This is a genomic window from Salinilacustrithrix flava (assembly GCF_041228405.1).
Lineage (GTDB): Bacteria > Actinomycetota > Acidimicrobiia > Acidimicrobiales > Salinilacustritrichaceae > Salinilacustrithrix > Salinilacustrithrix flava.
Map to the genome: position 1 here is coordinate 2,676,660 of NZ_CP133888.1, position 22,700 is coordinate 2,699,359.

The 22,700-nt window shown below is 71.6% G+C and carries 17 protein-coding genes; 8 read left to right on the plus strand and 9 right to left on the minus strand.

What is annotated here, in order from left to right:
• The first annotated feature begins 31 nt into the window (after positions 1-31).
• Complete coding sequence (locus RGQ06_RS13180; RefSeq protein ID WP_432428667.1) at positions 32-469, plus strand: hypothetical protein; 438 nt, start codon at positions 32-34, stop codon at positions 467-469.
• Positions 470-494: 25 nt separating this feature from the next.
• Here RGQ06_RS13180 and RGQ06_RS13185 read toward each other — a convergent pair whose 3' ends face one another.
• Entirely contained in the window at positions 495-1,550 is a 1,056-nt protein-coding gene (locus RGQ06_RS13185; RefSeq protein WP_432428668.1) for an HD-GYP domain-containing protein, read from the minus strand.
• Positions 1,547-3,898: a hybrid sensor histidine kinase/response regulator gene (locus RGQ06_RS13190; protein WP_432428669.1), complete on the minus strand. Its 2,352-nt coding sequence runs from the start codon at positions 3,896-3,898 to the stop codon at positions 1,547-1,549. Before RGQ06_RS13190 ends, RGQ06_RS13185 begins: the two co-directional genes overlap by 4 nt.
• 151 nt (positions 3,899-4,049) lie before the next feature.
• Between RGQ06_RS13190 and RGQ06_RS13195 the strand changes: the two genes are divergently transcribed.
• The 7 genes from RGQ06_RS13195 (at position 4,050) to RGQ06_RS13225 (ending at position 12,940) form a co-directional block, all read left to right on the plus strand.
• Positions 4,050-4,763: a response regulator transcription factor gene (locus tag RGQ06_RS13195; protein ID WP_432428670.1), complete on the plus strand. Its 714-nt coding sequence runs from the start codon at positions 4,050-4,052 to the stop codon at positions 4,761-4,763.
• A gap of 87 nt (positions 4,764-4,850) precedes the next feature.
• Entirely contained in the window at positions 4,851-6,023 is a 1,173-nt protein-coding gene (gene moeB / locus RGQ06_RS13200) for a molybdopterin-synthase adenylyltransferase MoeB (RefSeq protein ID WP_432428671.1), read from the plus strand.
• 91 nt (positions 6,024-6,114) lie between these two features.
• Positions 6,115-7,179 carry a DUF4214 domain-containing protein gene (locus RGQ06_RS13205; protein WP_432428672.1) on the plus strand — a complete coding sequence of 355 codons (1,065 nt, stop codon included), beginning with the start codon at positions 6,115-6,117 and terminating at the stop codon, positions 7,177-7,179.
• Positions 7,180-7,267: 88 nt separating this feature from the next.
• Positions 7,268-8,305 (plus strand): class I SAM-dependent methyltransferase, encoded by a 1,038-nt coding sequence (locus RGQ06_RS13210; protein WP_432428673.1) that lies wholly within the window; start codon positions 7,268-7,270, stop codon positions 8,303-8,305.
• A complete protein-coding gene (locus RGQ06_RS13215; protein WP_432428674.1) occupies positions 8,302-10,635 on the plus strand; it encodes a glycosyltransferase in 2,334 nt (777 codons plus the stop codon). Before RGQ06_RS13210 ends, RGQ06_RS13215 begins: the two co-directional genes overlap by 4 nt.
• On the plus strand, positions 10,628-11,542 hold the full coding sequence (locus RGQ06_RS13220) for a class I SAM-dependent methyltransferase (RefSeq protein ID WP_432428675.1): 915 nt from the start codon (positions 10,628-10,630) through the stop codon (positions 11,540-11,542). The genes RGQ06_RS13215 and RGQ06_RS13220 overlap by 8 nt, the downstream gene beginning before the upstream one ends.
• A 57-nt stretch (positions 11,543-11,599) precedes the next feature.
• The gene (locus RGQ06_RS13225) at positions 11,600-12,940 is read left to right on the plus strand and encodes a M15 family metallopeptidase (protein WP_432428676.1); all 1,341 of its coding nucleotides are present in this window, start codon (positions 11,600-11,602) and stop codon (positions 12,938-12,940) included.
• Between the two features lie 112 nt (positions 12,941-13,052).
• Here RGQ06_RS13225 and RGQ06_RS13230 read toward each other — a convergent pair whose 3' ends face one another.
• The 7 genes from RGQ06_RS13230 to RGQ06_RS13260 all read right to left on the minus strand — a co-directional run bounded on the left by RGQ06_RS13230 (position 13,053) and on the right by RGQ06_RS13260 (position 22,690).
• A complete protein-coding gene (locus tag RGQ06_RS13230) occupies positions 13,053-14,363 on the minus strand; it encodes a glycosyltransferase family 4 protein (RefSeq protein WP_432428677.1) in 1,311 nt (436 codons plus the stop codon).
• On the minus strand, positions 14,360-15,604 hold the full coding sequence (locus RGQ06_RS13235; RefSeq protein WP_432428678.1) for a glycosyltransferase family 4 protein: 1,245 nt from the start codon (positions 15,602-15,604) through the stop codon (positions 14,360-14,362). The genes RGQ06_RS13230 and RGQ06_RS13235 overlap by 4 nt, the downstream gene beginning before the upstream one ends.
• On the minus strand, positions 15,601-16,809 hold the full coding sequence (locus RGQ06_RS13240) for an ABC transporter ATP-binding protein (RefSeq protein ID WP_432428679.1): 1,209 nt from the start codon (positions 16,807-16,809) through the stop codon (positions 15,601-15,603). Before RGQ06_RS13240 ends, RGQ06_RS13235 begins: the two co-directional genes overlap by 4 nt.
• Positions 16,809-17,750: an ABC transporter permease gene (locus RGQ06_RS13245; RefSeq protein ID WP_432428680.1), complete on the minus strand. Its 942-nt coding sequence runs from the start codon at positions 17,748-17,750 to the stop codon at positions 16,809-16,811. The genes RGQ06_RS13240 and RGQ06_RS13245 overlap by 1 nt, the downstream gene beginning before the upstream one ends.
• 88 nt (positions 17,751-17,838) lie before the next feature.
• Positions 17,839-19,773 carry a DUF4214 domain-containing protein gene (locus tag RGQ06_RS13250; protein ID WP_432428681.1) on the minus strand — a complete coding sequence of 645 codons (1,935 nt, stop codon included), beginning with the start codon at positions 19,771-19,773 and terminating at the stop codon, positions 17,839-17,841.
• The gene (locus RGQ06_RS13255; protein ID WP_432428682.1) at positions 19,770-21,605 is read right to left on the minus strand and encodes a DUF4214 domain-containing protein; all 1,836 of its coding nucleotides are present in this window, start codon (positions 21,603-21,605) and stop codon (positions 19,770-19,772) included. The genes RGQ06_RS13250 and RGQ06_RS13255 overlap by 4 nt, the downstream gene beginning before the upstream one ends.
• Positions 21,606-21,673: 68 nt before the next feature.
• Entirely contained in the window at positions 21,674-22,690 is a 1,017-nt protein-coding gene (locus RGQ06_RS13260; protein ID WP_432428683.1) for a glycosyltransferase family 2 protein, read from the minus strand.
• Positions 22,691-22,700: the final 10 nt, after the last annotated feature.

Below are 22,700 nucleotides of genomic sequence, written 5' to 3' on the forward strand. Positions count from 1 at the left end.
GGTGCGCGACGCAACCGAGAGGTGGGCCCTCATGGACCTGGACAAGCTTTCACTGTCCGACAAGATCATCGCCGGCACCGGCATCGTGCTGATCATCGACCTGCTGTTCCTGCCGTGGCACAGCATCGACGTCGGCCCGTTCAGCACATCGCTGACAGCGATCGAGGAGCGGAACGCGTTCCTCGGCGTGCTCGCGCTGCTCCTGACCATCGCCGTGGTGGCGGTCACGCTGGTGCGGGTGTTCAAGCCCGAGACCAAGCTCCCCGACCTGCCGGTCACGTGGGATCGGGCCATCTTCTTCGGAGCCGCCGCCACCCTCGGCCTGCTGGTGCTGAAGCTGATCCTGGAGACCGACTTCCTCGGCATCGGTGCCTGGCTCGGCCTGCTCCTCGCCGCCGGGATGACCTACGGCGGCTACCTGAAGTTCCAGGCCGACTCCACCGCGAGCGCGGGCACCGGCACGGCCTGAGCGCCGATCCGCTCCGCCCCGACCGTCAGCCGGCCAACGCCACGTCGGTGCGGTCGGGGTGGGCCGATCGGATGAACAGCAGCTCGTCGAGGTCGTCGAGGAAGCGGTCGAGCAGCCAGGGGTCGAAGTGCGTCCCCCGCTCGGACCGCATGATCTCGACCGCTTGGTCGACGCCGAACGCCGGCTTGTAGCGGCGGGGCGAGGCGAGGGCATCGAACACGTCGGCGATGGCGACGATCCGTCCCTCGACCGGGATGTCGGTGCCGGCGAGGCCGCACGGGTAGCCGCTGCCGTCCCACCACTCGTGGTGCGTGAGGGCGATGGTCGCCCCGAGCTCGAGCAGCGGTGACTCGGAGCCGGCGAGGATCCGGTGGCCGAGCACGGTGTGGGTCCCCATGATGCGACGCTGCTCGGGGGTGAACGGCCCATCGTGGAGCAGGACGTGGTCGGGGATGCCGAGCTTGCCGATGTCGTGCATCGGGCTGGCGAGGCGGATCTGCTCACAGTGGTCCGGGTCCAGGCCGGCGCGCCGGGCGAGGATGGCCGCATACGCGCTCATCCGCTCGAGGTGGCTGCTCGTCTCCATGTCGCGGTGCTCGGCGGCGACCGACAACCGGGTGATGGTCTCGGCCCGGCTTCGCTCGAGCGCTCGGGTCCGCACGTCGACCAGGCCGGACAACCGCTCGCGGTGGTCCTGGTTCTCCTGCTCGAGCCGGCGCCAGTGCTCGGCGTTGGCGGCGTTGATGCGGGCTTCGGTCATCTCGAAGGGCTTGAGCAGGTAGCCCTGGACGCCGAGCTCGACGGCCCGGTCCGCCGTTCGGGGATCGTCCACGCCGGTGGCGACCACCGCTCCGAGGGTGGGATCGAGCTGACGCAGCTCGGCGACGAGGGAGATGCCGTCGCCGTCGGGGAGCATCACGTCGGTGAACACCACGTCGATGATGTGGGGGTGCTGAGCCAGCACGGCGCGGGCCTCCCTCGCCGTCCCGGCGACGTGCACGTGGTCGAAGTGGTCGGCGAACACGCGACCCAGCGCCCGGGCCAGGGTCGGTTCGTCCTCGACGACGAGCAGCCCGGTCATGCCCCGACCTCCACGGCGTCGGCCACCGCGTCGAGCAGCGACCGGCTCGTGAACGGCTTGGCGACGAACCGGGCTCGCTCGGACTCGAGCTGCTCGACCGTGAGGACGTCGCGGGAGTACCCGGACGCGTAGACGATGCGCACGGTGGGGACCACGGACCGGACGCGCTCGGCGACGTCGTGGCCGGTGAGGGTGCCGGGCAGGACCACGTCGGTGAGCAGCACCGTGGGTCGGAGCCCGTCGAGCACGGCGTCGACCGCCTCGTGCCCGTCGGCCGCGGTGACGACGTCGTGGCCCGCCCGCTCCAGCAGCCGCTGGGCCGCCCGGCGCACGGCGGGCTCGTCCTCGACGAGGAGCACGGACTCGCGGTGACCGTCGGCGGCCGCCACCGGCCCGGGGACGGCCGCGGGGGCCGGCGCGGCCTCGGTGCACGGCAGCTCGAGGCGGACCACCGTGCCCCGGCCGACCGCCGAGTCGATGCCCACCGAGCCGCCCATCCGGGTCGTGATGCCGTAGACGATCGAGAGCCCGAGGCCGGTCCCGCGATCGGCGGCCTTGGTGGAGAAGAACGGCTCGAAGGCGCGATCCACGACCGAGGGCTCCATGCCGGCGCCGTTGTCCTCCACGCTCAGCGCCACCTGGCCGCCGGCGACCTCGGTGCGCACGGTGATCTGCAGGCCGGTCCCGGCGGCCGCGTCCCGGGCGTTCACGGCCAGGTTGAGCAGCACCTGCTCGAGCTCGGCCGGGTCGCCGACGACGTGCACGCCGGGCGCGCCGCAGTGCACCGAGAGGTCGATGTGCTCACCGATCGTGCGGCGCAGCAGGTCGGCCATGTCCGAGACGACGGCGTCCAGCTCGACCTCCTCGCTCCGGGTCAGGCCCCGCCGGCTGAAGGAGAGCAGCTGCTTGGTCAGGCCCGAACCGCGCTGGGTGGCGTCGAGGATGGCCTCGACGTCGGCGGCGGTGGCGGGATCCTCGACGTCGGTCAGCACCAGCTCGGCCGTGGCGGCGATGGCGGCGAGCAGGTTGTTGAAGTCGTGGGCGATGCCCCCGGCGAGCTGGCCGATGGTCTCCATGCGCTGCGCCTGCTGCAGCTCGGCCTCGACGGCCTCGCGCTGGTCGGCTGCACGGTGGACGTCGTCGACGTCGGTCACCACGATCAGGAGGTCGCCGTCGCGCCGCTCGGGCTGCATCCTCCCGACGCGGAGGTGCACCCAGTGGTGGCTGCCGTCTGCGGCCCGGATGCGGATGTCGCTGCCGTCGTCGCCGTCGAGGTCGGCTGCGGCGCCGGTCTCGGCTGACCCGCAGAGGGCCTGCACCCGCCGCCGGTCCTCGGGCACGATCAGCGCCAGCAGGTCCTCGCTGCGATGAGCGGCGGTCGCGTCGTGGCCGTAGAAGGCGTCCCGGTTCAGCACCTCGAGCTCGTCGTGCTCGACGTCCCAGCGCAGGATCAGGTCTGGGGAGGCGAGCAGCGCGGCACGGAACTGCTGGTCGGCCCGTTCCGCGGCCGCGAGGGCTCGCAGGGCGGCATCGCGGCGGCGCAGCGCCGTCGACAGGAGCCCGGCCAGGAGCAGCGTGAGGGCGATGCCGGTGCCGACGACGACGGCGGGGGAGATGGCGTGGACGGGTTCGCCCCCCACCTCGATGAGCAGCGACTGCTCGCCGACGGCGGCGTCGAGCGTCGCCGTGGTGCCGTCGAGCGGGAGGGGGTCGGCGGTGGCCAGCACCGCTCGGTCCGGGTCGGGCTCGTCGCCGGCGTACACGGCGAAGCGCTCGGCACCGGCCATCGGCTCCGAGACGAACAGCCCTGCGTCGCCGACGTCGAAGAGTCGCAGCGCGGCGTAGGCGGAGCCGTCGCCGGCGACGGTGCCGGCGGCCAGCGCCAGGGTCTGGGCGGCGTCGCCGCCGAGCACGAACCCGAAGGAGGACCCGTCGACCAGCTGGCGCAGCTCGCTCGCTGGTCCCGGGGACGCGATGAAGGCCTCGGCGAGGGCGCGCTGCGCAGCGGTCGTGGCCTCGTCGGGGGCAGCGACCGCCGCCACCCGCAGGTCCTCCCCGGATGCGTCGACGAGCACGTACCCGCCGTCGAGTCCCTGGTCCTCCACGAAGGTCTGCTGCAGCAGCGGGTCGCCGCCCGTGACGGTGGCCACGGCGGCGAGCGACGAGAGCTCGGCCTCGAGCCCGAAGGCGAGGCTCTGGATCATCATGCCGATCTCGCTGGCACCTCGATCGAGGGAGATGGCGAGCTCGCGCTCGGCGGTCTGCTGGACGTCACGACCGGCGACCACGCTCACCGTGACGCCGATGGCGAGGGCGGCGAGGGGAGCCAGCGTGCTGCGGCGGCGCATCAGGTGACGCCTCGATCGGAGGCCGTGGCGAGGAGTTCCGTGGTCATGGTGCGAACACTGCGGGGTGCGAGTCACCGGATCCTCGGGCGTTCCTCAACGCTCGCTCAACGCTGCCGACACGACGAAGCGCCCATCTGGCACCATTCCGGACATGGCAGTGGGCGGGGACCGGGCGAGCGTGCTGGTCGTGGAGGACGACGCAGACATCCGCGACGTGCTGGCGAGGCTGCTGGACCGGGACGGCTTCGAACCCCACACCTGCGCGACCGGCGCTGACGCCGCTGCGACCCTGGGTGCCGTCGATGCCGAGGTCGTGCTGCTCGACCTGGGTCTGCCCGACGTGAACGGGTTCGACCTGTTGCGCACGATCCGCAGCCGCAGCGACGCCATCGTCATCGTGCTCTCGGGCTGGGCGTCGGAGAGCGACCGGGTGCTGGCCCTGGAGCTCGGCGCCGACGACTACGTGGTCAAGCCGTTCCTCACCCGCGAGCTGGTCGCCCGCATCCGCGCGCACCGCCGCCGAAGCACCGCCAGCACTGCCGAGCGACCCGACGGGCTCCTCGTCGAGGGCGACCTGCGGATCGACCCGCGCACGAGGGAGGTCACGGTGGCCGGCGAGGCGGTGGACCTGACCGCTCGTGAGTTCGACCTGCTGCACTTCCTCGCCTCCTCGCCCCGGCAGGTGTTCAGCCGCGACCAGATCCTCGAGCACGCCTGGGGGTCATCGGTCGCGTGGCAGCAGGACGCCACCGTCACCGAGCACGTGCACCGCCTGCGCCAGAAGGTCGGTGCCGATCGCATCGCCACGGTGCGCAGCGTCGGGTACCGCTTCGAGCCCCTGGTGCCCTCCCACGTTGCGGAATAGGGGCGCGCCGCGCAATTGTTGACCTACTGAGTAGGGATTCACCGGGTCCCTGCTCTGACCGGTCCACCAGCACGAAGGCGAACACCGATGGCCGACTTCCGCGAGCTCCTCGCTGCCACCAAGGCCCAGATCCGCGAGATCGACACCGAGGAGGCCGACCGCCTCCGCCGGGAGGGCGACGGCGTCGTCATCCTCGACGTCCGCGAGCCCGACGAGAACGCGCAGGGCTCGATCCCCGGCGCCATCTTCATCCCCCGGGGCCAGCTCGAGTCCAACATCGAGAACAAGGTCCCGAACAAGGACGCCACCGTCCTGATCCACTGCGCCTCGGGCGTGCGGTCCGCGTTCGCGGCCAAGACCCTGGCTGAGCTGGGCTACGGCGACGTCGCCTCGGTCGCCGGCGGGTTCAACAAGTGGAAGGACGAGGGGCGGGACTGGAGCACGCCGAAGAACCTCACCCCCGAGCAGCGGAACCGCTACCAGCGCCACCTGCTGCTGCCCGAGGTCGACATCGAGGGTCAGATCAAGCTGCTGGAGGCCAAGGTCCTCCTCCTCGGCGCCGGCGGCCTGGGCTCCCCGGCTGCCCTCTACCTGGCTGCGGCGGGCGTGGGCACGCTCGGCATCATCGACATGGACGTCGTCGACGAGTCCAACCTGCAGCGCCAGATCCTCCACAACATGGACCGCATCGGCATGCGCAAGGTCGACTCGGCCAAGGAGACCCTGACCCGGCTCAACCCCGACGTCAGCGTGGTCACCCATGACGTCCGCCTCGATGCCAGCAACGTGCTCGACATCATCGCCGACTACGACATCATCGTCGACGGCACCGACAACTTCCCGACTCGCTTCATGGTCAACGACGCGTCGGTGAAGCTCGGCATCCCGGTCGTGCACGGTTCGATCTTCCGGTTCGAGGGCATGGTCACCGTCTTCGATCCCAAGGACGGCCCGACCTACCGCGACATGGTCCCCGAGCCCCCGCCCGCCGAGCTGGCGCCCAGCTGCGCCGAGGCCGGCGTGCTCGGCGTCCTGCCCGGCATCGTCGGATCGCTGCAGGCGATCGAGACCATCAAGCTGATCCTCGATCTCGGCGACTCCCTCCGGGGCCGCCTGCTCGCCTACGACTCCCTGGAGCAGAGCTTCCGGGAGTACAAGGTCCGCAAGGACCCGGCCAACGAGATCACCTGGGAGAACCGGGATCAGATCCAGGTGGTGGAGCTCGACGGGCTGTGCATGCCCGCCCCGCTGCAGTCGTAGGAGAAAACCCGGAGATCCCGGTCAAGTTCGCGTCCACTTCGTCCGATCACCTGAGTGTTCACATGAGCACGCTGGGTGAGGACGAGGTCGGATGTCGATCACGATCGAAGACGTAGAGCAGGAGCACCAGGGCCGGGTCGGCCGGATCGGCGCGTGGGTGCTCGCCGCCATCGTGGCCACCGCCGCGACCGTGCTGCTCGGCGCTGCGCCGGCCAGCGCCGCCCCGGAGGCCCCGACCGCCTGCTCCACCGGCGCGCTCCTCGGCGACCGCGTCGCCGTCGACACCATCGAAGCCGACGCCCAGCAGGACTTCCTGCGCCAGCTGAACGACCTGCGCCGGGCCCGTGGCCTCGGCGCGCTGGCCTGGAACGGTGCGATCGCCACCCCCTCGATCGAGTGGTCCCAGACCATGTCGGGCCAGGACTGGCTGCACCACGCCCGCGACGTCGACGGGTGGGGCGGCGCCGACGGCGTCGAGCCCAACCAGGACTACGTGGCGATCAACTCCAGCATCGTGTCGAACTGGCAGCGCCTGGCCGAGAACGTCGGCGTCAGCAGCATGTACAGCTCCTGCACGATGGACGACCTCGAAGCCAACGCTGCCAAGGCGGTGCTCGGGCTCCACAACGCCTTCGTGAACTCCTCGGGCCACTACGCCAACATGGTCGGCGACCACAACCAGGTCGGGATCGGCGTGCACATCGACCACGCCAAGATGTGGGTCACGGTGCGCTTCGCCAAGGGCGACCTGCCCGCTGGCAGCTCCGCGACGCCGCTGACCACCGCGACCTACGACGCGAACGGCGGATCCGGGACGATCTACCGCCTCTACCGGGCCTACTTCCTGCGGGAACCGGAGCGGGCCGGCTACGACTACTGGCTCGGTGCGTACCGGCAGGGCTACGGCCTCGCCGCCATCTCGAACGACTTCGCCCGGTCGAAGGAGTTCCAGGACCGCTACGGATGGGTCAGCAACGGCGAGTTCCTCCAGCGGGTCTACCTGAACGTGATGGGCCGGGCCGCCGACGCCAAGGGCTACGCCTACTGGATGGACCAGATGAACCGCGGCATGTCCCGTGGCTTCGTGATGATCTACTTCTCGGACTCCGCCGAGTACCGGAGCAAGACCGCAGCGGGGCGCCCGCCCGGGTACTGATCCGACGTCTCTCTGGGTCTCTCTGGGCGGCACCGCTCGGGTCGGTACGCTCGGCGGGCCCACCCGACGAGCCCGGAGGCCGGAACCCATGCGAGGTCCAGTGCGGATCGCCAAGGCAGTCGTGCGCCGCGTGCGCCCCTCGGGCCGCGGCGGCGTCGACGCCGACCTGATCCACGCCGTCAAGAACGAGCTGGTCGGCGAGATCGGCGGCATCAAGGGCCAGATGGTCGCGGTCAACGCCGGCACCCGCTCGGTGCAGGACCAGCAGTCCATGGCCGGCACCCGCATCGAGCAGCTCCTGGCCGAGGTCTCCTGGACCCGTGACGAGGTGCTCGCCGCGTTCGAGCGCATCACGCCCATGGCTCGGGCTCGCCTGCTGCACGCGGCCCGGGTCACCGACATCGACCAGCCCACGGCCGATGCCCTGAACTACCTCGGCTCCCACCTCGGTCCCCTGTCCGACGTCGGGCTGTGGCGCAACGATCCCGTCGTGGTCGAGTGGGCCGCGGGCACGGCCCGGGTCGGTGCGGTCAACGAGCGCATCGTCGAGCAGCCCTACGTGCACGGCGCCCTCGCCTCGCTGCCGCCCGGCTCGCGCATCGTCGACGTCGGCGGGGGCGAGAGCCTCGTCGGCCTCGGCCTCGCCAGCCTCGGGCACCACGTCACCGTCATCGAGCCGGCCGGCTACCCCTACGAGCACCCGAACCTCACGGTCAACGAAGCGACGCTCGAGGAGTACGAGCCCGACGCCCCGGTCGACGCCGTCATCCTGCTGTCGGCCATCGAGCACTTCGGCATCGGCGCGTACGCCAACAACGGCGAGCTGGACGCGGACGCCGACCTCGCCGCCATGAAGGTGGTGCGCGACCTGCTCGCCCCCGATGGCGTGGTGGTCCTGACCACGCCGTTCGGGCCGAGCGCGGTGAACGAGCTCGAGCGCACCTACGACGTCGAGCGCCTCGGGTCGCTGTTCGAGGGGTTCCGCATCGAGCAGGTGGTCATCGCCAGCCGCCAGGACGCCACCACCTGGTCCGTCACCGCCACGGCCGGCTCCCTGGACGACGGCGTCACCACGCCGGGGGCGCCGGGTCACGTCGCCATGGTCCGGGCCCGCCGCACGGCGTGACCGTCGTCTTCGACCTGGTCGGGGTCCAGAACCGCGACCACGGCGAACGGGGCATCGCCCGGTACGTGCTGAACACGGCCCTGGAGGTGGAGCGTCTCGCCCCCGGGCTCGTGGACCACTGGCTCCTGCGCGGCGACATGCCCGTGCCCGGCACGCTCGAGCCGCTGCTGTCCACCGGACGGGCCCGCCTGCTCACCAAGGACCGGTCCTGGCTCGACGTGGGCGAGGGCGGCGTGTTCGTCGCCGGGTCCCTGTTCGAGCTCGACGAGCCGGTGGACGACGTCCTGCCGCGGCCGTTCCGGGATCCGGCCTGGCGGCGCATGGCGGTGCTCTACGACCTCATCCCGCTGCGCTTCCCCGAGGTGTACCTCACCAACGAGGCGCTCCGGCACCCGTACCTCGCCCGAGTCGAGGTGGCCAAGGCGATGGACCACCTCCTGGCCATCAGCGAGGCCACCGCCCAGGACGCCGAGGAGCTGCTCGCCCACCCCCGGACCCGCACCACCGTCGTCGGGGCCGGCGCCGACGAGCGGTTCCGCCCCCACCCCGGCGGGCGCAGCGCCGCCATCGCCGAGATGGCGGCCCGGCCCCCGGTGCCCGGCATCCGCCCGGGCTACGTGCTGAACCCGAGCGGCATCGAGCCCCGCAAGAACATCGACCGCCTGCTCGAGGCCTACGCCTCCCTCGCGCCCGAGCGGCGGGCCGCTCACCAGCTCGTGCTGGTCTGCAAGACCAACCCCGACGAGGCCGCCCACCTCGCCGCCACCGCGGCCGAGCTCGGGGTCAGCGACCACCTCCTCGTCACCGGCTACGTCGGCGACGAGGACCTGGTGCGCCTCTACCAGGCCGCCCACCTCGTGGTGTTCCCCTCCCTGTACGAGGGGTTCGGTCTGCCGGTGCTGGAAGCCATGCAGTGCGGCGCGCCGGCCATCTGCAGCGACTCCTCGTCGCTCAAGGAGGTCCAGACCGACCCGAGCGCCCGGTTCGACCCCCACGACGTCGGTGCCATCGCCGCCGCCCTCGATCGGGTCCTGGACGACGACGTCGAGCGCGCCCGCCTCGAGGCCCAGGAGCCGCCCGAGTTCACGTGGGAGCGCGTGGCCTGCGGTGCCGTCGACCAGATCCGGCGCCTGGACGCCGAGGCCCGACGGCACCGCTCGAACCGCCGCCCCCGGGTCGCCCTCGTCACGCCGCTGCCGCCACAGCGCTCGGGCATCGCCACCTACGCAGCCCGGATGATCGAGCACCTGAAGGACGCCGTCGAGCTCACGGTCTTCGTCGACGGCGGGCTCGAGGAGGTCACGCCCATCCCGGGGGTCGCCGTCCACGAGACGCACGCGTTCCACAGCATCGACGCGTCCGGCCGGCCCTTCGACCGCATCGTCACCTTCCTCGGGAACTCCTCGTTCCACGTCGACGCCCTCCAGCTCGTGCGCGACGTGGGCGGCACGGTGCTGCTCCACGACGCCCGGATGACCGGTCTCTACTCCGAGGTGCAGAAGTCCCGGCCCGACCGCCTCGTCTTCGGCAGCGTCGGCATGACCGTGGGCACCCGCTACCCCGACCGGTATCGCAAGGCCATCGAGATGCAGTGGATCATCCCGCCCGACCTGGCCGCCCAGTCCGGCGTCCACCTCCTGGCCGAGATCGTCGCGGCCGCCGACCAGGTGCTCGTCCACTCCGAGTACGCCGCCACCCTCACCGAGCTCGACACCGGGGTGCGCCCCGCGGTGGCCTTCCCCATCCCGTGCATCGAGCCCCGAGGCGTGGGCGCAACCGTCGACCCCGACGACCACCGGCTGGTCAGCGTCGGCATCGTGTCGCCCACCAAGTGCCCCGACGTGCTGATCGACGCCATGGCCGAGGTGCGCCGACGCATCCCCGATGCCACCCTGACCTTCGTCGGCGACGGCCCCGAGGACCACATCGCCGATCTCCGCCGCCGCATCGACGACCTCGGCCTCACCGACGCGGTGACGCTCACCGGCCACGTGGACGACGAGACCTTCGACCGGATGCTCGCCGAGGCGGCCGCCGCGGTGCAGCTGCGGGCCTTCACCAACGGCGAATCCTCCGCTGCGGTGATGGACGCCCTGAGCGCCGGCGTGCCGACGGTGGTGACCGCGCTCGGCGCCATGACCGAGCTGCCGGACGACGCGGTCGTCCACGTGCGCCCCGGCGCCACCGCTGACGAGCTGGCCGACGTCCTGTGCGGCCTGCTCACCGACCCTCGCCGGCGCCGTGCCCTCCGAGCCGGCGCCCACGCCTACGCGGCCGCCAACGGCTTCGAGCACGCCGCCCACCGCCTGCTGGAGGCCCTCCGTGTCTGATCGCTCCTTCTTGCGCCGCCGCAAGCCCGGCCTGCCCGACGTCGACCTCCAGGCCGTCCCGCTCAACGCCGCCTGCCTGGTCGAGGACTTCGCCGCCCTCGAGGGCTGGATGCGCCACGTGTTCCCGTGGGGCCAGGACGTCCACGGCCGCCGCTATCCCCGCGGTGCCGAGTACCGCAAGCACTGGGAGGTCGTCCAGGCGGCCCGCGCCCTGTCCGCCGGCGGCGTGCTCCGCCCCGATGCCGAGGTGCTCGGGGTCGGGGCCGGCACCGAGCCCACCGTGTTCTGGCTCACCAACCACGTGAAGCGGGTGTTCGCCACCGACCTGTACCTCGCCGGTGGCTGGGAGGAGTCCGCCAGCCAGCGGATGCTCACCGAGCCCGGGTCGGCGTGGCAGGGGGAGTGGAACCCCCGCCGCCTGGTCGTGCAGCACATGGATGCCCTCGACCTGCGCTACGAGGACGACTCCTTCGACGCCATCTTCTCCTCGAGCAGCATCGAGCACTTCGGGACCCACGACGACGTGGCCCGCAGCATCCGGGAGGCCCACCGCGTGCTCAAGCCCGGCGGCGTGCTGTCCGTGTCGACCGAGCTGCGCATCGCCGGTCCCGGTCCCGGCCTGCCCGACATCCTCATGTTCGACCGCGAGCAGCTGGCGGCCTGCGTCACGGATGCGGCGCCCTGGGAGCCGATGGACCCGATGCGGCCGTCCCTGCCGGACCCGGCGCTGGCGGTGGACTTCGCCGACGCCGCCGCCGACGTGCAGGCCCACGTCGCCGAGCACGGCGAGATCAAGTGGGCCGACCTACGCTGGTCCCGCTACCCGCAGGTCGTGCTGCGGCACCTGGACTACGACGACGAGCGCATCTGGACCAGCGTGCACCTGGCCCTCCGCAAGCCTCGCTGACTTCCGGTTCTGCTCAAGTCCACCCCTCCAGGGTGCCGATGAAGGAGGCGATCACGAATGTCGCCCCTCCGCACCCGCCGCACCCTCGCCGTCCTGGCTGCGCTCGCCCTGAGCCTGCCGGTGGCCACCGGTGTCGCCGGCGCGCTCCCGACCGAGCCGCCGCCGGACTGGGACAGCGCCGAGGTCGTCGAGCTCCCCGAGGAGCCCGACGCCCAGCTGATGCCCACCAGCGGTTACCCCGACGTCCCCGGCGTCGACCTGCTGGGGCTGGGCTACCAAGGCGAGCCCCTCGACGCCGAGCTGCTCGACCGCATCGGCGCCCCGCTCCCCGAGGATCCTGAGGCGCGCATCGGGGAGATCTCGGTCCGCCTGGAGATCGGCCCCGGCCAGCGCGACGGCCTCGCCGAGGCCCAGGAGCTCCTGCGCACCGCCGTGGCCACGCTCGGCCCGGGCGCCGAGCAGCTGCGCGGCGCCCTCGCCGTGGCCCAGCGCCACGAGGCCGAGGCCACCACCCGTGCCTCCGAAGCCCGGCAGCGCCTGAGCTCTCGCACCGAGGCCCTGGCCACCCACCGCCAGGACATGGCCGAGGTCGCGGTCGCCGCCTACGTCAGCCCGCCCGACGCCGACGTCCTCGCCCAGGTCCTCGGCGGCGCGGCCACGACCACCAGCGACCTGAGCGCCGGTGTGCTCTTCTCGGCCAAGGCCGACCACGACGGCCTCGTCCGGGACGAGCTCGAGGTCTCCATCGCCGTGGCGAAGGAGCGCCTCGCCGCCGCCCGCACGGTGGTGGCGGCTGCGACGGCCCGCACCACCGCCACCGCCACGTCCCTCGCCGAGGCCGAGACCCGGCTCGACGCCCACCGGCTGGCGCTCGAGCTGGTGGAAGCCGCCCGTCTGACGATCGAGGAGCAGCTGCCCGCCCTCCAGGCCGATCTGGACCGCACCATCGAGGAGACCTGGGGTCGCCTCGAGGAGCTCATCGGCATCGACGTCACGGCCCTCGGTGGGGTCCCGACCACCGTGGTGAAGGGCATCACCATCCACCCGGCCATCGCCCCCCGCCTGCACGCCCTGCTCGAGCACGCCCACGCCGACGGCGTGCCCCTCGGCGGCTGGGGCCACCGGTCGACCGAGCGCCAGATCGAGCTCCGCCGCAAGCACTGCGGCCCGACGCCCGAGGACATCTTCCTCAAGAAGGCCTCGGCGTGCTCGCCGCCGACCGCCAAGCCGGGCAAGTCCATGCACGAGAGGGGCCTGGCCGTGGACTTCCACCTGGCCGGTCGCAGCATCTCGACCCGCTCGTCGCCGGGCTACCTGTGGCTGGCCGAGCACGCCGCCACCTACGGCTTCTACAACCTGCCCAGCGAGCCCTGGCACTGGTCGGTCAACGCCAAGTAGCCGGAACCCGTTCCGAGTGCGGTGCGCTGGTTGGGAACTGGCAGCGGCCACGGAACAGAAACCCCGCCGTTCCGTGTCCGCTGCCAGTTCCGGTCCGGTTGCGCTCGTCGCTTCAGTCGTTGCGGCCCTCGAGGTCGGCGATCCGCTCCTCGAGGTGGCGCAGGTCGGTGCGCAGGCGGTCGATGACCTCGTCGAGGTGACCGGCGACCGGCTCGACCTGCCAGGCGGTGACCCGGGCGATGAGGCGCTTCACCTGGGGGATGCCGGGTCGGGCCGAGTCGGTGGATGCCCGGGGCGTGTGGTGCAGTCGGTCGGCCTCGAGCGGGGCGCGGCCGCCGTCGTCGGCACGCTCGCGGATGAGGCGCTGGATGGCCGCCTGCTCACGGGGCACGTCGGCGGCGTCCCGCGCTGTCTCGGCGCCGAGGGCCAGCCCGGCGACCTCGGCCATGGCCGCGGCGAGGGCGTCGTCGTCGGCCACCACCCGGGACCCGGCGGGGGCCTGGGCGGCGAGGCCACCGACGTCGGTGGCGATCACCGGCACGTCGTAGATGCCGGCACGCTCGATGACCGATGAGGACCAGATCTCGCGGTAGGGCAGCACGAGGCAGTCGGCGGCAACCAGCCACCGGTCGAACTCCTCGTCGCTGACGTAGCCCGGGCGGAACTCGGCGCCGCCGACCCGGCGGCAGAGCGAGTCGAGCTCCTCGCGGTAGTCGAGCAGATCGGGGTGGTCGATGCGGATGTCGCCCACGACGTAGATGCGGGCCCGGCCGTCGGGGTCGTCGAGGCGATCGAGGGCGCGGACGCCCCGGTCGAACCCCTTGTGGCGCTGCACGAACCCGATGGAGAGGAACACGAAGGCGTCGGCCGGCACGCCGAGGCTCGCCCGGGCGTCCTCGCGGGTGGTCTCGGTGCGGCGGGAGAAGTTGATGCCGTGGTCGACCAGCGTGACCGTCCCCGGCGCCAGGTCGAAGGCCTCGGTGAGGCGCTGCTGCTCGGGCTCGGTGTGGACGGTGACCGCGGCCGCCGCGGACAGAGCGGCGTGCCCGAGCCGCCGCGCCTGGGGATCGCCGGCGGGCTCGTCGTACTCGATCTCGTGGACCCGCAGCTCGACCTTGGTGACCGAGCACAGCACCCGCAGCAGGCCCCAGACCGCCAGGCGCTCCCGTCGGCCCCGGCAGGCGCCGAAGAGCAGCTCCGGGTACAGCTGGAGCACGACGCGGTCGTAGCCGCGGGCGAAGCGGATCAGCCGGCCCATGCCGAGCGCGGAGCCGAGGCGGAGGTGGTGCTGGGCTGCCGACGGCAGCGGGGAGAGCACCTCCATGTCCCGACCGGCGGCGCGGGCGGCGGCGACCTCCTGCACGGCGTAGTTGGCGATGCCGTCTCGGTAGGGCGCGTACGGCGTGACCATCAGCTCGGTCATCGGGCACCCCCTTCCGCGGCCGGGGCACTGCCGGTTCCGGAGGTCCAGTCGAGCAGGAGCTGGTCGACGCGGTCGCCGATGCGGGTGGGGTCGTAGTGCTCCACGACGTAGTCGCGGCCCGGGGCGGCCATGGCCCCGAAGGCGTCGGGATCGGCACCGACGAGGGCGAGGGCCTCCATCAGCTCCCGCTGGCTGCGATAGGTGACCCCGGCGCCGGAGCGCTGCACGTGCCACCGCACGACCTCGCTGGCGTCGTTGGCGATCACCGGCGTGCCGGCGCCCCACGCCTCGAGCACGGTGCGGGAGAAGCTCTCGAGCGCGGACGGCTGCACGTACGCGGCCGCAGCCGCCATGGCGTCGTTGCGCTCGTCGTCGGAGACGAAGCCGAGGTCGAGGACGCGGTCGGCGGGCAGCCCGGGCGGCAGGTCGACCTCGCCGACGCCGGAGGTGACGAGGCGCAAGCCGGCGCTGCGGTGCACCCGGCGGAACGCGTCGAGCAGCTCGGTCCAGCCCTTGGCCCACTCGCGCCGCCCGGCGTAGTAGATGAACGGGCCGTCGATGCCGTGCCGGGCCCGGAACCCGTCGGGGTCGTAGCGGTCCGGGAGGGTGATGGCCGACCCGACGACCTCGGTGCGCGCGGGGAGGCGGAACAGGCGCTCGGCCAGCTCGGCCTCGGGGTCGGACAGGAAGAAGATGCCCCGGGCCCCGGAGAACAGCGGCTGGTAGATGTCGAGGTAGGCGGCGGGCTCATCGTGCAGGCAGGGCATGAGGATCGTGCGCTCGGGTCGGATCTGGCCGACGGCGAACGTGGTCCAGAACATGTAGGGCGCCAGCACGATGGCCCGGTACGAGGCGCCGTGGTCGAGCACGTGGTGCCACAGCCCGCTGACCCGGAGGCTGTCGTTCATCCACAGCTGCTGCTCGGCCAGGGTCAGCTTGGCGCCCGAGAGGAGCCGGTCGCCGAGGACCTTGCGGTGGATGCCCGGCGTGTCGGTCTGGGTCTCGAAGCGCCGCACGGTGACGTCGCCGTCTCGGCTCGTGCCGGCCGGGTACTCGTTGGCCCAGGTGAAGTGGTCGCGGGCGCAGGTGGTGAGGATCTCGACCTCCCACCCACGTGCCGCCAGCATGTGCGCGGTCTCGGAGATGACCGCCTCGGCGCCGCCGACGACCTCGGGGCCGTAGCGGGGCGGGACGAGGGCGATCGTGCCGGATCGGTCGGCGTCGGCGTCGGAGTCGGTCATGGCGTGCGCTGCCCCGTGCTGTGCTCGACCTCGATGTCCAGCTCCACCCGTCCGATGATGGGCCGGCCGCTGAACACGTCGAATGTGCAGGCCTCGAGGTCCTGGTCGTACTGGAACGTCTCCGACGGGTCCTGCAGCACCAGGCCGACGCGGTAGGAGCCGTCGAGGAACGGCAGCTGGTCGATGCGGAACCGGACCGAGCCGGTGCCGTCGAGCGCCTCGAGGTCGTGGCCCAGCAGGTCGAAGGTGCTGGCGTTGAGCATCTGGACGCCGTCGTGGGTGGTGATGACGATGCGGGCCCGCGCCGAGGGGACGAGGTCGGCAGCCACGTAGCGCAGCTCGATGGTGACGCCGTCGCCGGGATGGACCGTGTCACTGCCGTCGTCGGCCGTGGCCGTCGCACCAGCGATCCGGAGGGCGCCGCCCGCTGCCGCGGCTGCCGCTTCGGCCAGCACCGGGTCGGTGGAGCCGCTCGACGCGTGCAGGGCGTGACGGAAGACGCGCACCGCCTCCGCGGTGTCGCCGACGTGCAGGGAGTGGCCGTGGTCGAGCACCAGGGCCCGGTCGCAGAGCTGGATGACCTGGTCGGGGGAGTGGGTGACCAGCACGATGGTGCGGCCCTCGGTCTGGAAGCGCCGGACCCGCTCGAGGCACTTGCGCTGGAAGTTCTCGTCACCCACGGCCAGCACCTCGTCGACGAGGAGCACGTCGGGCTCGAGGTTGACGGCCACGGCGAAGCCGAGCCGGGCGTACATGCCCGAGGAGTAGTACTTGACCTGCTGGTCGATGAACTCCTCGAGCTCGGCGAAGGCAACGATCTCGTCGAAGATGCGGGTGACGTGCTCCCGGCTGAAGCCGAGGATGGATCCGTTGAGGAACACGTTCTCCCGGCCGGTGAGGTCGGGGTGGAAGCCGGCGCCGAGCTCGAGCATGGCGGCCATGCGGCCTCGCACCCGGATCTCGCCCGAGGTGGGGCGGATGGTGCCGGCGATGCACTTGAGCAGCGTGGACTTGCCCGACCCGTTGTGCCCGAGGAGCCCGATGGTCTCGCCCTGGGCGACCTCGAGGTCGATGTCGTGGAGGGCGTCGAACTCCTTCACCTCGTTCTTGCGGAAGTAGAGGAGGCGCTCCTTGATGCTCTTGTTCGGTTCGGTGTGCCGTCGGAAGCGCTTGGTGACCCCGACGATCTCGATCGCGGGCTCCATCACAGCTCTTCGCCGAGGTCGGCCTCGAGCTTCCCGAAGATCTTCACGCCGATGACGAGGACCACCGCGGCCATCGCCCCGGAGATGGCGAGGTTCTCCAGGTACCACATGCCGGATCGGCCGAGGAGGAAGTCGAAGTTGGCCGCTGCCTGGGTGCCGATCTCGTGGGTCGGGTTGTAGATCACCCGCTGGAACGTGGTGACGACCGGGATCATGGGGTTCAGCATGGCGAGGCGGTCGGTGATGCCCCGCTCGGCGAGCAGGTCGCCCACGAGGTCGAACTGGTACACGATCGGCGTCAGCCAGAACCAGGCCAGGAACACCAGCTCGAGGAAGTGCTGCACGTCGCGGTAGTGGACGTTGACCGCCGAGAGCACGATGCCGAGGGCCGCCGACCACAGGACGGTGACGGCCAGCGCCGGGATGAGCAGGGGCAGGTACTCCCAGGCCGGCGCGCGCTGGAACACCACCAGGGCGATGACGAGCACCACGAACTGGAAGAAGAAGTTGATGAGGGCCGCGCCGATGGCCGACAGCGGCAGGATCTCCCGCGGGAACCACACCTTCTGCACGAGCGGGCCGTTGCCCGTGATGGAGATCGTGGCCCCGGTGGTGCCGGTCGAGAACATGGTCCAGGCCAGCAGCCCGCTGAGGAGGAAGACGCCGTAGAGCGGCACGTCGGTGCGCAGCAGCACGGCGAACACGATGCTGAACACGACCAGGTACAGCAGCGGGTTCAGGAGGGTCCAGAGGAACCCGAGGATGCTGTCCTTGTACTTGATCTTCAGCTCGCGCCGGGTGAGCGAGCCGAGCAGCTCGCGGTACTCCCAGATCCGCCGGCCCCGCTGCAGGAAGCCCGGCGCGACCGTGCGGTTCTCACGGACTTCGTAGTGCGAACGCCGAGCAGACGGCTCATGGCGTTCGGGGGTGGCGGCGGTCACGGAAGGTGCACACTCCGTCTCGGGGCAGCCGCCGATGGTACCGGCTCGTGCCGTTCCGACCGCACTTGCCGGACCGGCCGGGAGGGCCTCAGGACGTGGCGTTGGCGTAGTACTCGGCCGAGGCTGCCAGCCACGCGGCGAGGGAGACATCACCCAACGTCAGCAGCTGGCGGATCCAGTAGCTGCGCCCCTCCGGGTCGGCGCTGCGGCCGAGGATCTGGGTGAACAGCGTGTCGACGCGGTCGGCCCGGGACTCGACGGAGGCGTAGAAGTCGGCCGCGACCTGCTGGCGGTTGATGCGCCGGGCATCGAGCTGCGTGGCCCAGTGGTCACGACCCTCGGCGTCGGCGGGTCGTTCGAGCAGGTCGAGGTACAGGGCTTCGACGTAGCTGCGGTTCGAGCCGCCGTTGGCCCCGAAGTACTCCTGGCTGCCGTAGAACTGGGCGGCGATGTCCTCGATGCGCAGCCCTCGCTCGACCTGGCTGAGCCAGTAGGCCCGGCCCTCGTCGTCGCCGGTGCGGCCGAGGATCTTCTGGTACAGCTCAGCGATCTGGACCCCGGCCCACTCGTCGCTGACCGACAGCGCCTCGGTGAGGCCGATGCGGTTGCCGTCCCGCACGGGGCGGCACCACTGCTCGGTCTCGGCGCCGGTGGCGCTGCGGCCGAGGAAAAGCTCGTGGACCTCGTCGACGTACGCGGCCTCGGCCACGCAGGCCAGGTCGAACCAGTCCGAGAACAGGCCAGCGGAGATGACGCGCCCGTTGGCCTCGGTGCAGGTCCCTCGGTTCAGCGTGCTGCGGACGTCGTTTCCCGTCACGGTGGCGGTGGTGCCGTTGCCGAAGCTGAGGACGACCCGCTCGACCCGTCCACCCCAGGTGCCGAGCCCGTTGCGCTCGGTCACCCGGAAGCCGGTGAGGGAGCCGCCGTTGCCGTACTTGGCCTCGAGGAGTGAGGTGGGGACGGTGCACTTCCAGGTGTGGCGTGGGCTGATCGAGTCGCCGAGGTCCTCGACGGCGGCGAACGTGCCGCCGGCGGTCCAGCCGCCGGTGCTGGAGGAGAACTCGGTCCGGGCGATCCGACCGGAGCTCAGGCGGACGATGTCGCGCGTGTTGGCGATGGCCTGGTCGGTGCTGGTCGCCGTCGTGGGAACCGGGGCGCCGTTCGACAGCTTGAAGTGGCCGACGTAGACCTGGCACCAGATCGTGTCGCAGGTGTCCGCCCCGGCCCAGCGGCTGTCGCCGGCGAGGGCGTAGGAGCGGGCCGCCACCGACTGCGCCTCGAGCGCCGGGAGCGACCACGACGACGGGGACTCGTTGGGCACGACCGAGCGGAGCTGCTGCTCGATGGTCGTGATGTTGACCGTCTGCTGCGTGGCGCCGGCCACGATGTGCGTGCGCAGGGTGCCCGGGTACCAGATGGAGGTGCCGGGGGGGCCGTTGTCGCCGTACTGGGTGCAGAGCCGCAGCATGTCGGCGGCCTGGCCCGAGTAGCTGGCGGTGGGACGGACGTCGATCTGGGTGCTCTTGGCGTTGGCGACGAAGGTGAAGTCCGACGACGTGCACGTGGTCTTGGACGCGGCGTACACGTCGAAGCTGGAGCCGTCCTTGCGGGTGATGTGGACGGCCTTGGTGCCCGACGGCAGCGCCACGGAGCCGAGCCCGGAGACGGCGAGGGTGCCGTTGGTGACGGTGGTGCGGAAGTCGCGCCCCTCGGAGCCTCGGAGGCGGATCCGCACCGCGTCGGGATCGATCGGTCGGCTGCTGGCATCCTGCCAGCGGCCCCGGGTGGTGCCCCCGTAGTAGTGGTCGAGGATCTGCGCGCTGGTCCAGCCGTACTGGGTGGCGTAGCCCTGGGCGCCCCACTGGCTCATGCCGCGCCCGTGGCCCCAACCCCGCCCGTCGAAGACGAGCTGGTCGGGCAGGTCGGCCGCTGCCGGCTGGGCGACGAGCGGCAGCACGGCCAGCCCGAGGACGACGGCGAGGGCCGCGGTCACGGTTCGCCGGAGGGTGCGGGGGGTGCTCATGAGGTGGTGGCTCGCTCGTAGAACTCGTCGGAGAGGGACAGCTCGATCGCCATGCGCACGTCATCGGTGCTCAGCAGCTGCTGAGCCCAGTGTTGCTGAGCCTGGCCGCTCGGTTGGCGACCCAGGACGTGCTCGTAGACCCGGGCGGCCCGGTCGAGGCGCGACTCGAGGGAGAGGTAGAAGCCCGAGGCCACGTCCGGCGGCAGCGCCCGGCGGTTCTGCAGCATGCCGACCCAGTAGGCGAGGCCATCCTGATCCGCCTCGCGGTGCAGCAGGTTCTCGTAGAGGGAGCGGACGAAGGGCTCGGCGCCACCCTTGCGGTCGAAGTACTCCTGGCTCCCGTAGAAGCTGATGCCGACCGTCTCGATGCGCACGCCCGACGCCAGGACCCCGAGCCAGTAGTCCTTGCCCTCCTGATCGGCCGATCGGCCCAGCACCCGCTGGTAGAGGTCGTCGATGATGACGCCGCTGTAGGTCTCGGAGCGGGCCATGCCCGTGGCCGCAGCTCGCAAGCCGTCGTTGTCCGCTCGGCTCAGCCAGCGGCGGTACTGGTCGGGGGTGGGCAGCGCCCGCATGAAGGTCTCGTGGAGGGCCACGACGTGGGCGCCGACGACGGAGGCGTCGCGGAGGTAGGGCAGCGTCGCGTAGGTGTTGGCGCCCGGGCACGCGGTGTCACGGAGGTCCTTGTGACCCGCCACGATCGGTGCGGTGTGCTCGTCGCCGTTCGCCGTGCCGCGGAAGGTGGCGCCGCTGTTGTTGGTGACGGTGGTGGTGCCGCTGGGGTCGAGGCCGTGCACGCCGAGCTTCCATCCGACCAGCTGGCGGGTGGCGGCCGTCATCGCCCACGGGGTCGACTGCTTGTCGAAGTGGCCGAGCTGGGCGACCGAGGTCGTGTCGCTGTTGAAGCCGTAGGTGTGCCCGCCCATGATCGCCTTGTCGATGCCGCCCTGGCGGCCCTCCCAGACGCCGCCGAAGCGGTCGACGAAGAAGGCGTAGGCCACGTCGCACCACTTGTTGGTGCCGACGTGGTAGTTCCAGATGCCGCGCAGGATCTTGGGCACGTCGGAGGCCAGGTAGGGCTCGGTGCTGCCTGCCGTGTGGTGCACGACCATCGCCCGCACCTCCTTCATCTCGGTCGGGCCGGACGAGCACTTCCACCCCATGTCGCTGGTGGCCCAGTCGCTGCGCGGGCGGATGAAGGCACCGCTGGTCTGCGCCGCCGCCATCGGGGTCGTCGCGCTGGCGCGGATGCCCTGGTACCCCGATCCCTCGTCCTCCACGTCGTGCAAGCCGACGACGCGGACGACGTCGGTGTCGCCCTCGAGCACCGCCACCTCGACGTGGGTGGCGCCGTGGCCGACCCAGACGGGGCCGACGCCGGGGTTCGTGAGCGCCTCGCCGTCGGGGGCGTCGTCCGGGGAGGCCTCGACCTCGATCCAGTCCGACCAGGTGTCGGCGTTGCGGCTGCGCACCGCCAGGTGGGTGCCGGCGGCGACGTCTTCGAAGATGACCATCTCCGGGTTGCTCGGCAGCGACACGACGCCGGAGCGCAGGGCGACGTCGGCGTGTCCGTGCTCCTCCTGGTCGTCCACGGGCACGAGGTCCAGGTGGCGGCCGTCCACCGCCAAGGGGAGCACGACGACGTTCTCGGTGAGCAGGTCGCCGTCGGCATCGGTGTGCCCGGCTGCAGGTGCGATCGCGTCGACGACGGGGGCCTCGGAGGCGCCGTCGGTGACACCGGCCCGGGCGGGCTCGAGCGCGGCGACCGGTGCGGCGAGCAGCGGTGCGGTCAGAGCGCCGACGAGTGCAGCAGTCCCCAGGGTGCGGAGCATCAATGAATCCTCAAGTCTGGGAGCGCGCCAGTGGCGCCCCTCGCCGATCGCCGCCCGCTCGGAGCAGGCTACCTGTCGGTCTCGGACGGATGTGGGCGCGACTTGAGGGTTGCGCCCGGTTCGTAGTGGGAGGGCGCCACGCCGAGCTCGAGCTCGATGCGCCGGACGCGCTCCAGCGTGCGCTGGGACACGGCCCGGTGGGCGGCGACGAGGTCGGCCAGCACGCCGAGCACGAACACCTGCACCGACGCCATGAAGAGGACGCCACCGAGGATGATCGACTGCAGGTGCCCGCCCCGGTCCCCGTTGACGATCCAGTCCCACAGGAACGGGCTCCAGGCGCCGATCGCGGCGACCAGGAGGACCACGGCCAGCGCGGTGAAGACGAACAGCGGCTCCCAGCTCGTGTAGATGCGGAAGATCGCCAGCATGTTGCGCCGGATGTAGGTCCACATCGAACCGAACAGGCGCGACTCTCGGGTCTTGTCGTTGGTGCCCACCGGGACGTGGGTGACGGCGGTGAGCGACTTGCCGGCCTGGATGAGGGATTCGAGCGTGTAGGTGAACTTGGACACGACCACCAGGCCGAGGGCGGCCTCCCGGTTGTAGGCCCGGAAGCCCGACGTGGCGTCGGGGACGTCGGTGCCGGACGCCCGGCGGACCACCCAGGACCCGGCCCGCTGGAGCCGCTTCTTGGTGGGGGAGAAGTGGTCGATGGTCATGACCTGGCGGTCGCCGATGACCATGTCGGCCCGACCCTCGAGGATCGGCGCGACGAGCGCGGGGATGTCCTTGGCCGAGTACTGGTTGTCGGCGTCGGTGTTCACCACCACGTCCGCCCCCAGCTTCAGGCAGGCATCGAGCCCGGCCTGGAACGCGTGGGCCAGGCCCTTGTTGTTGGTGAGGCGGACGACGTGGTGCACGCCGAGCTCGCGCGCCACCTCGACGGTGCGGTCGGTGGAGCCGTCGTCGATGATGAGGAACTCGACCGTCTCGAAGCCCTCGACCTCGCGCGGGAGGTCGGCGATCGTGCCGGGGAGCTGGTCCTCCTCGTCGAGGCACGGGATCTGCACGATCAGCTTCACGGGGCCGAAC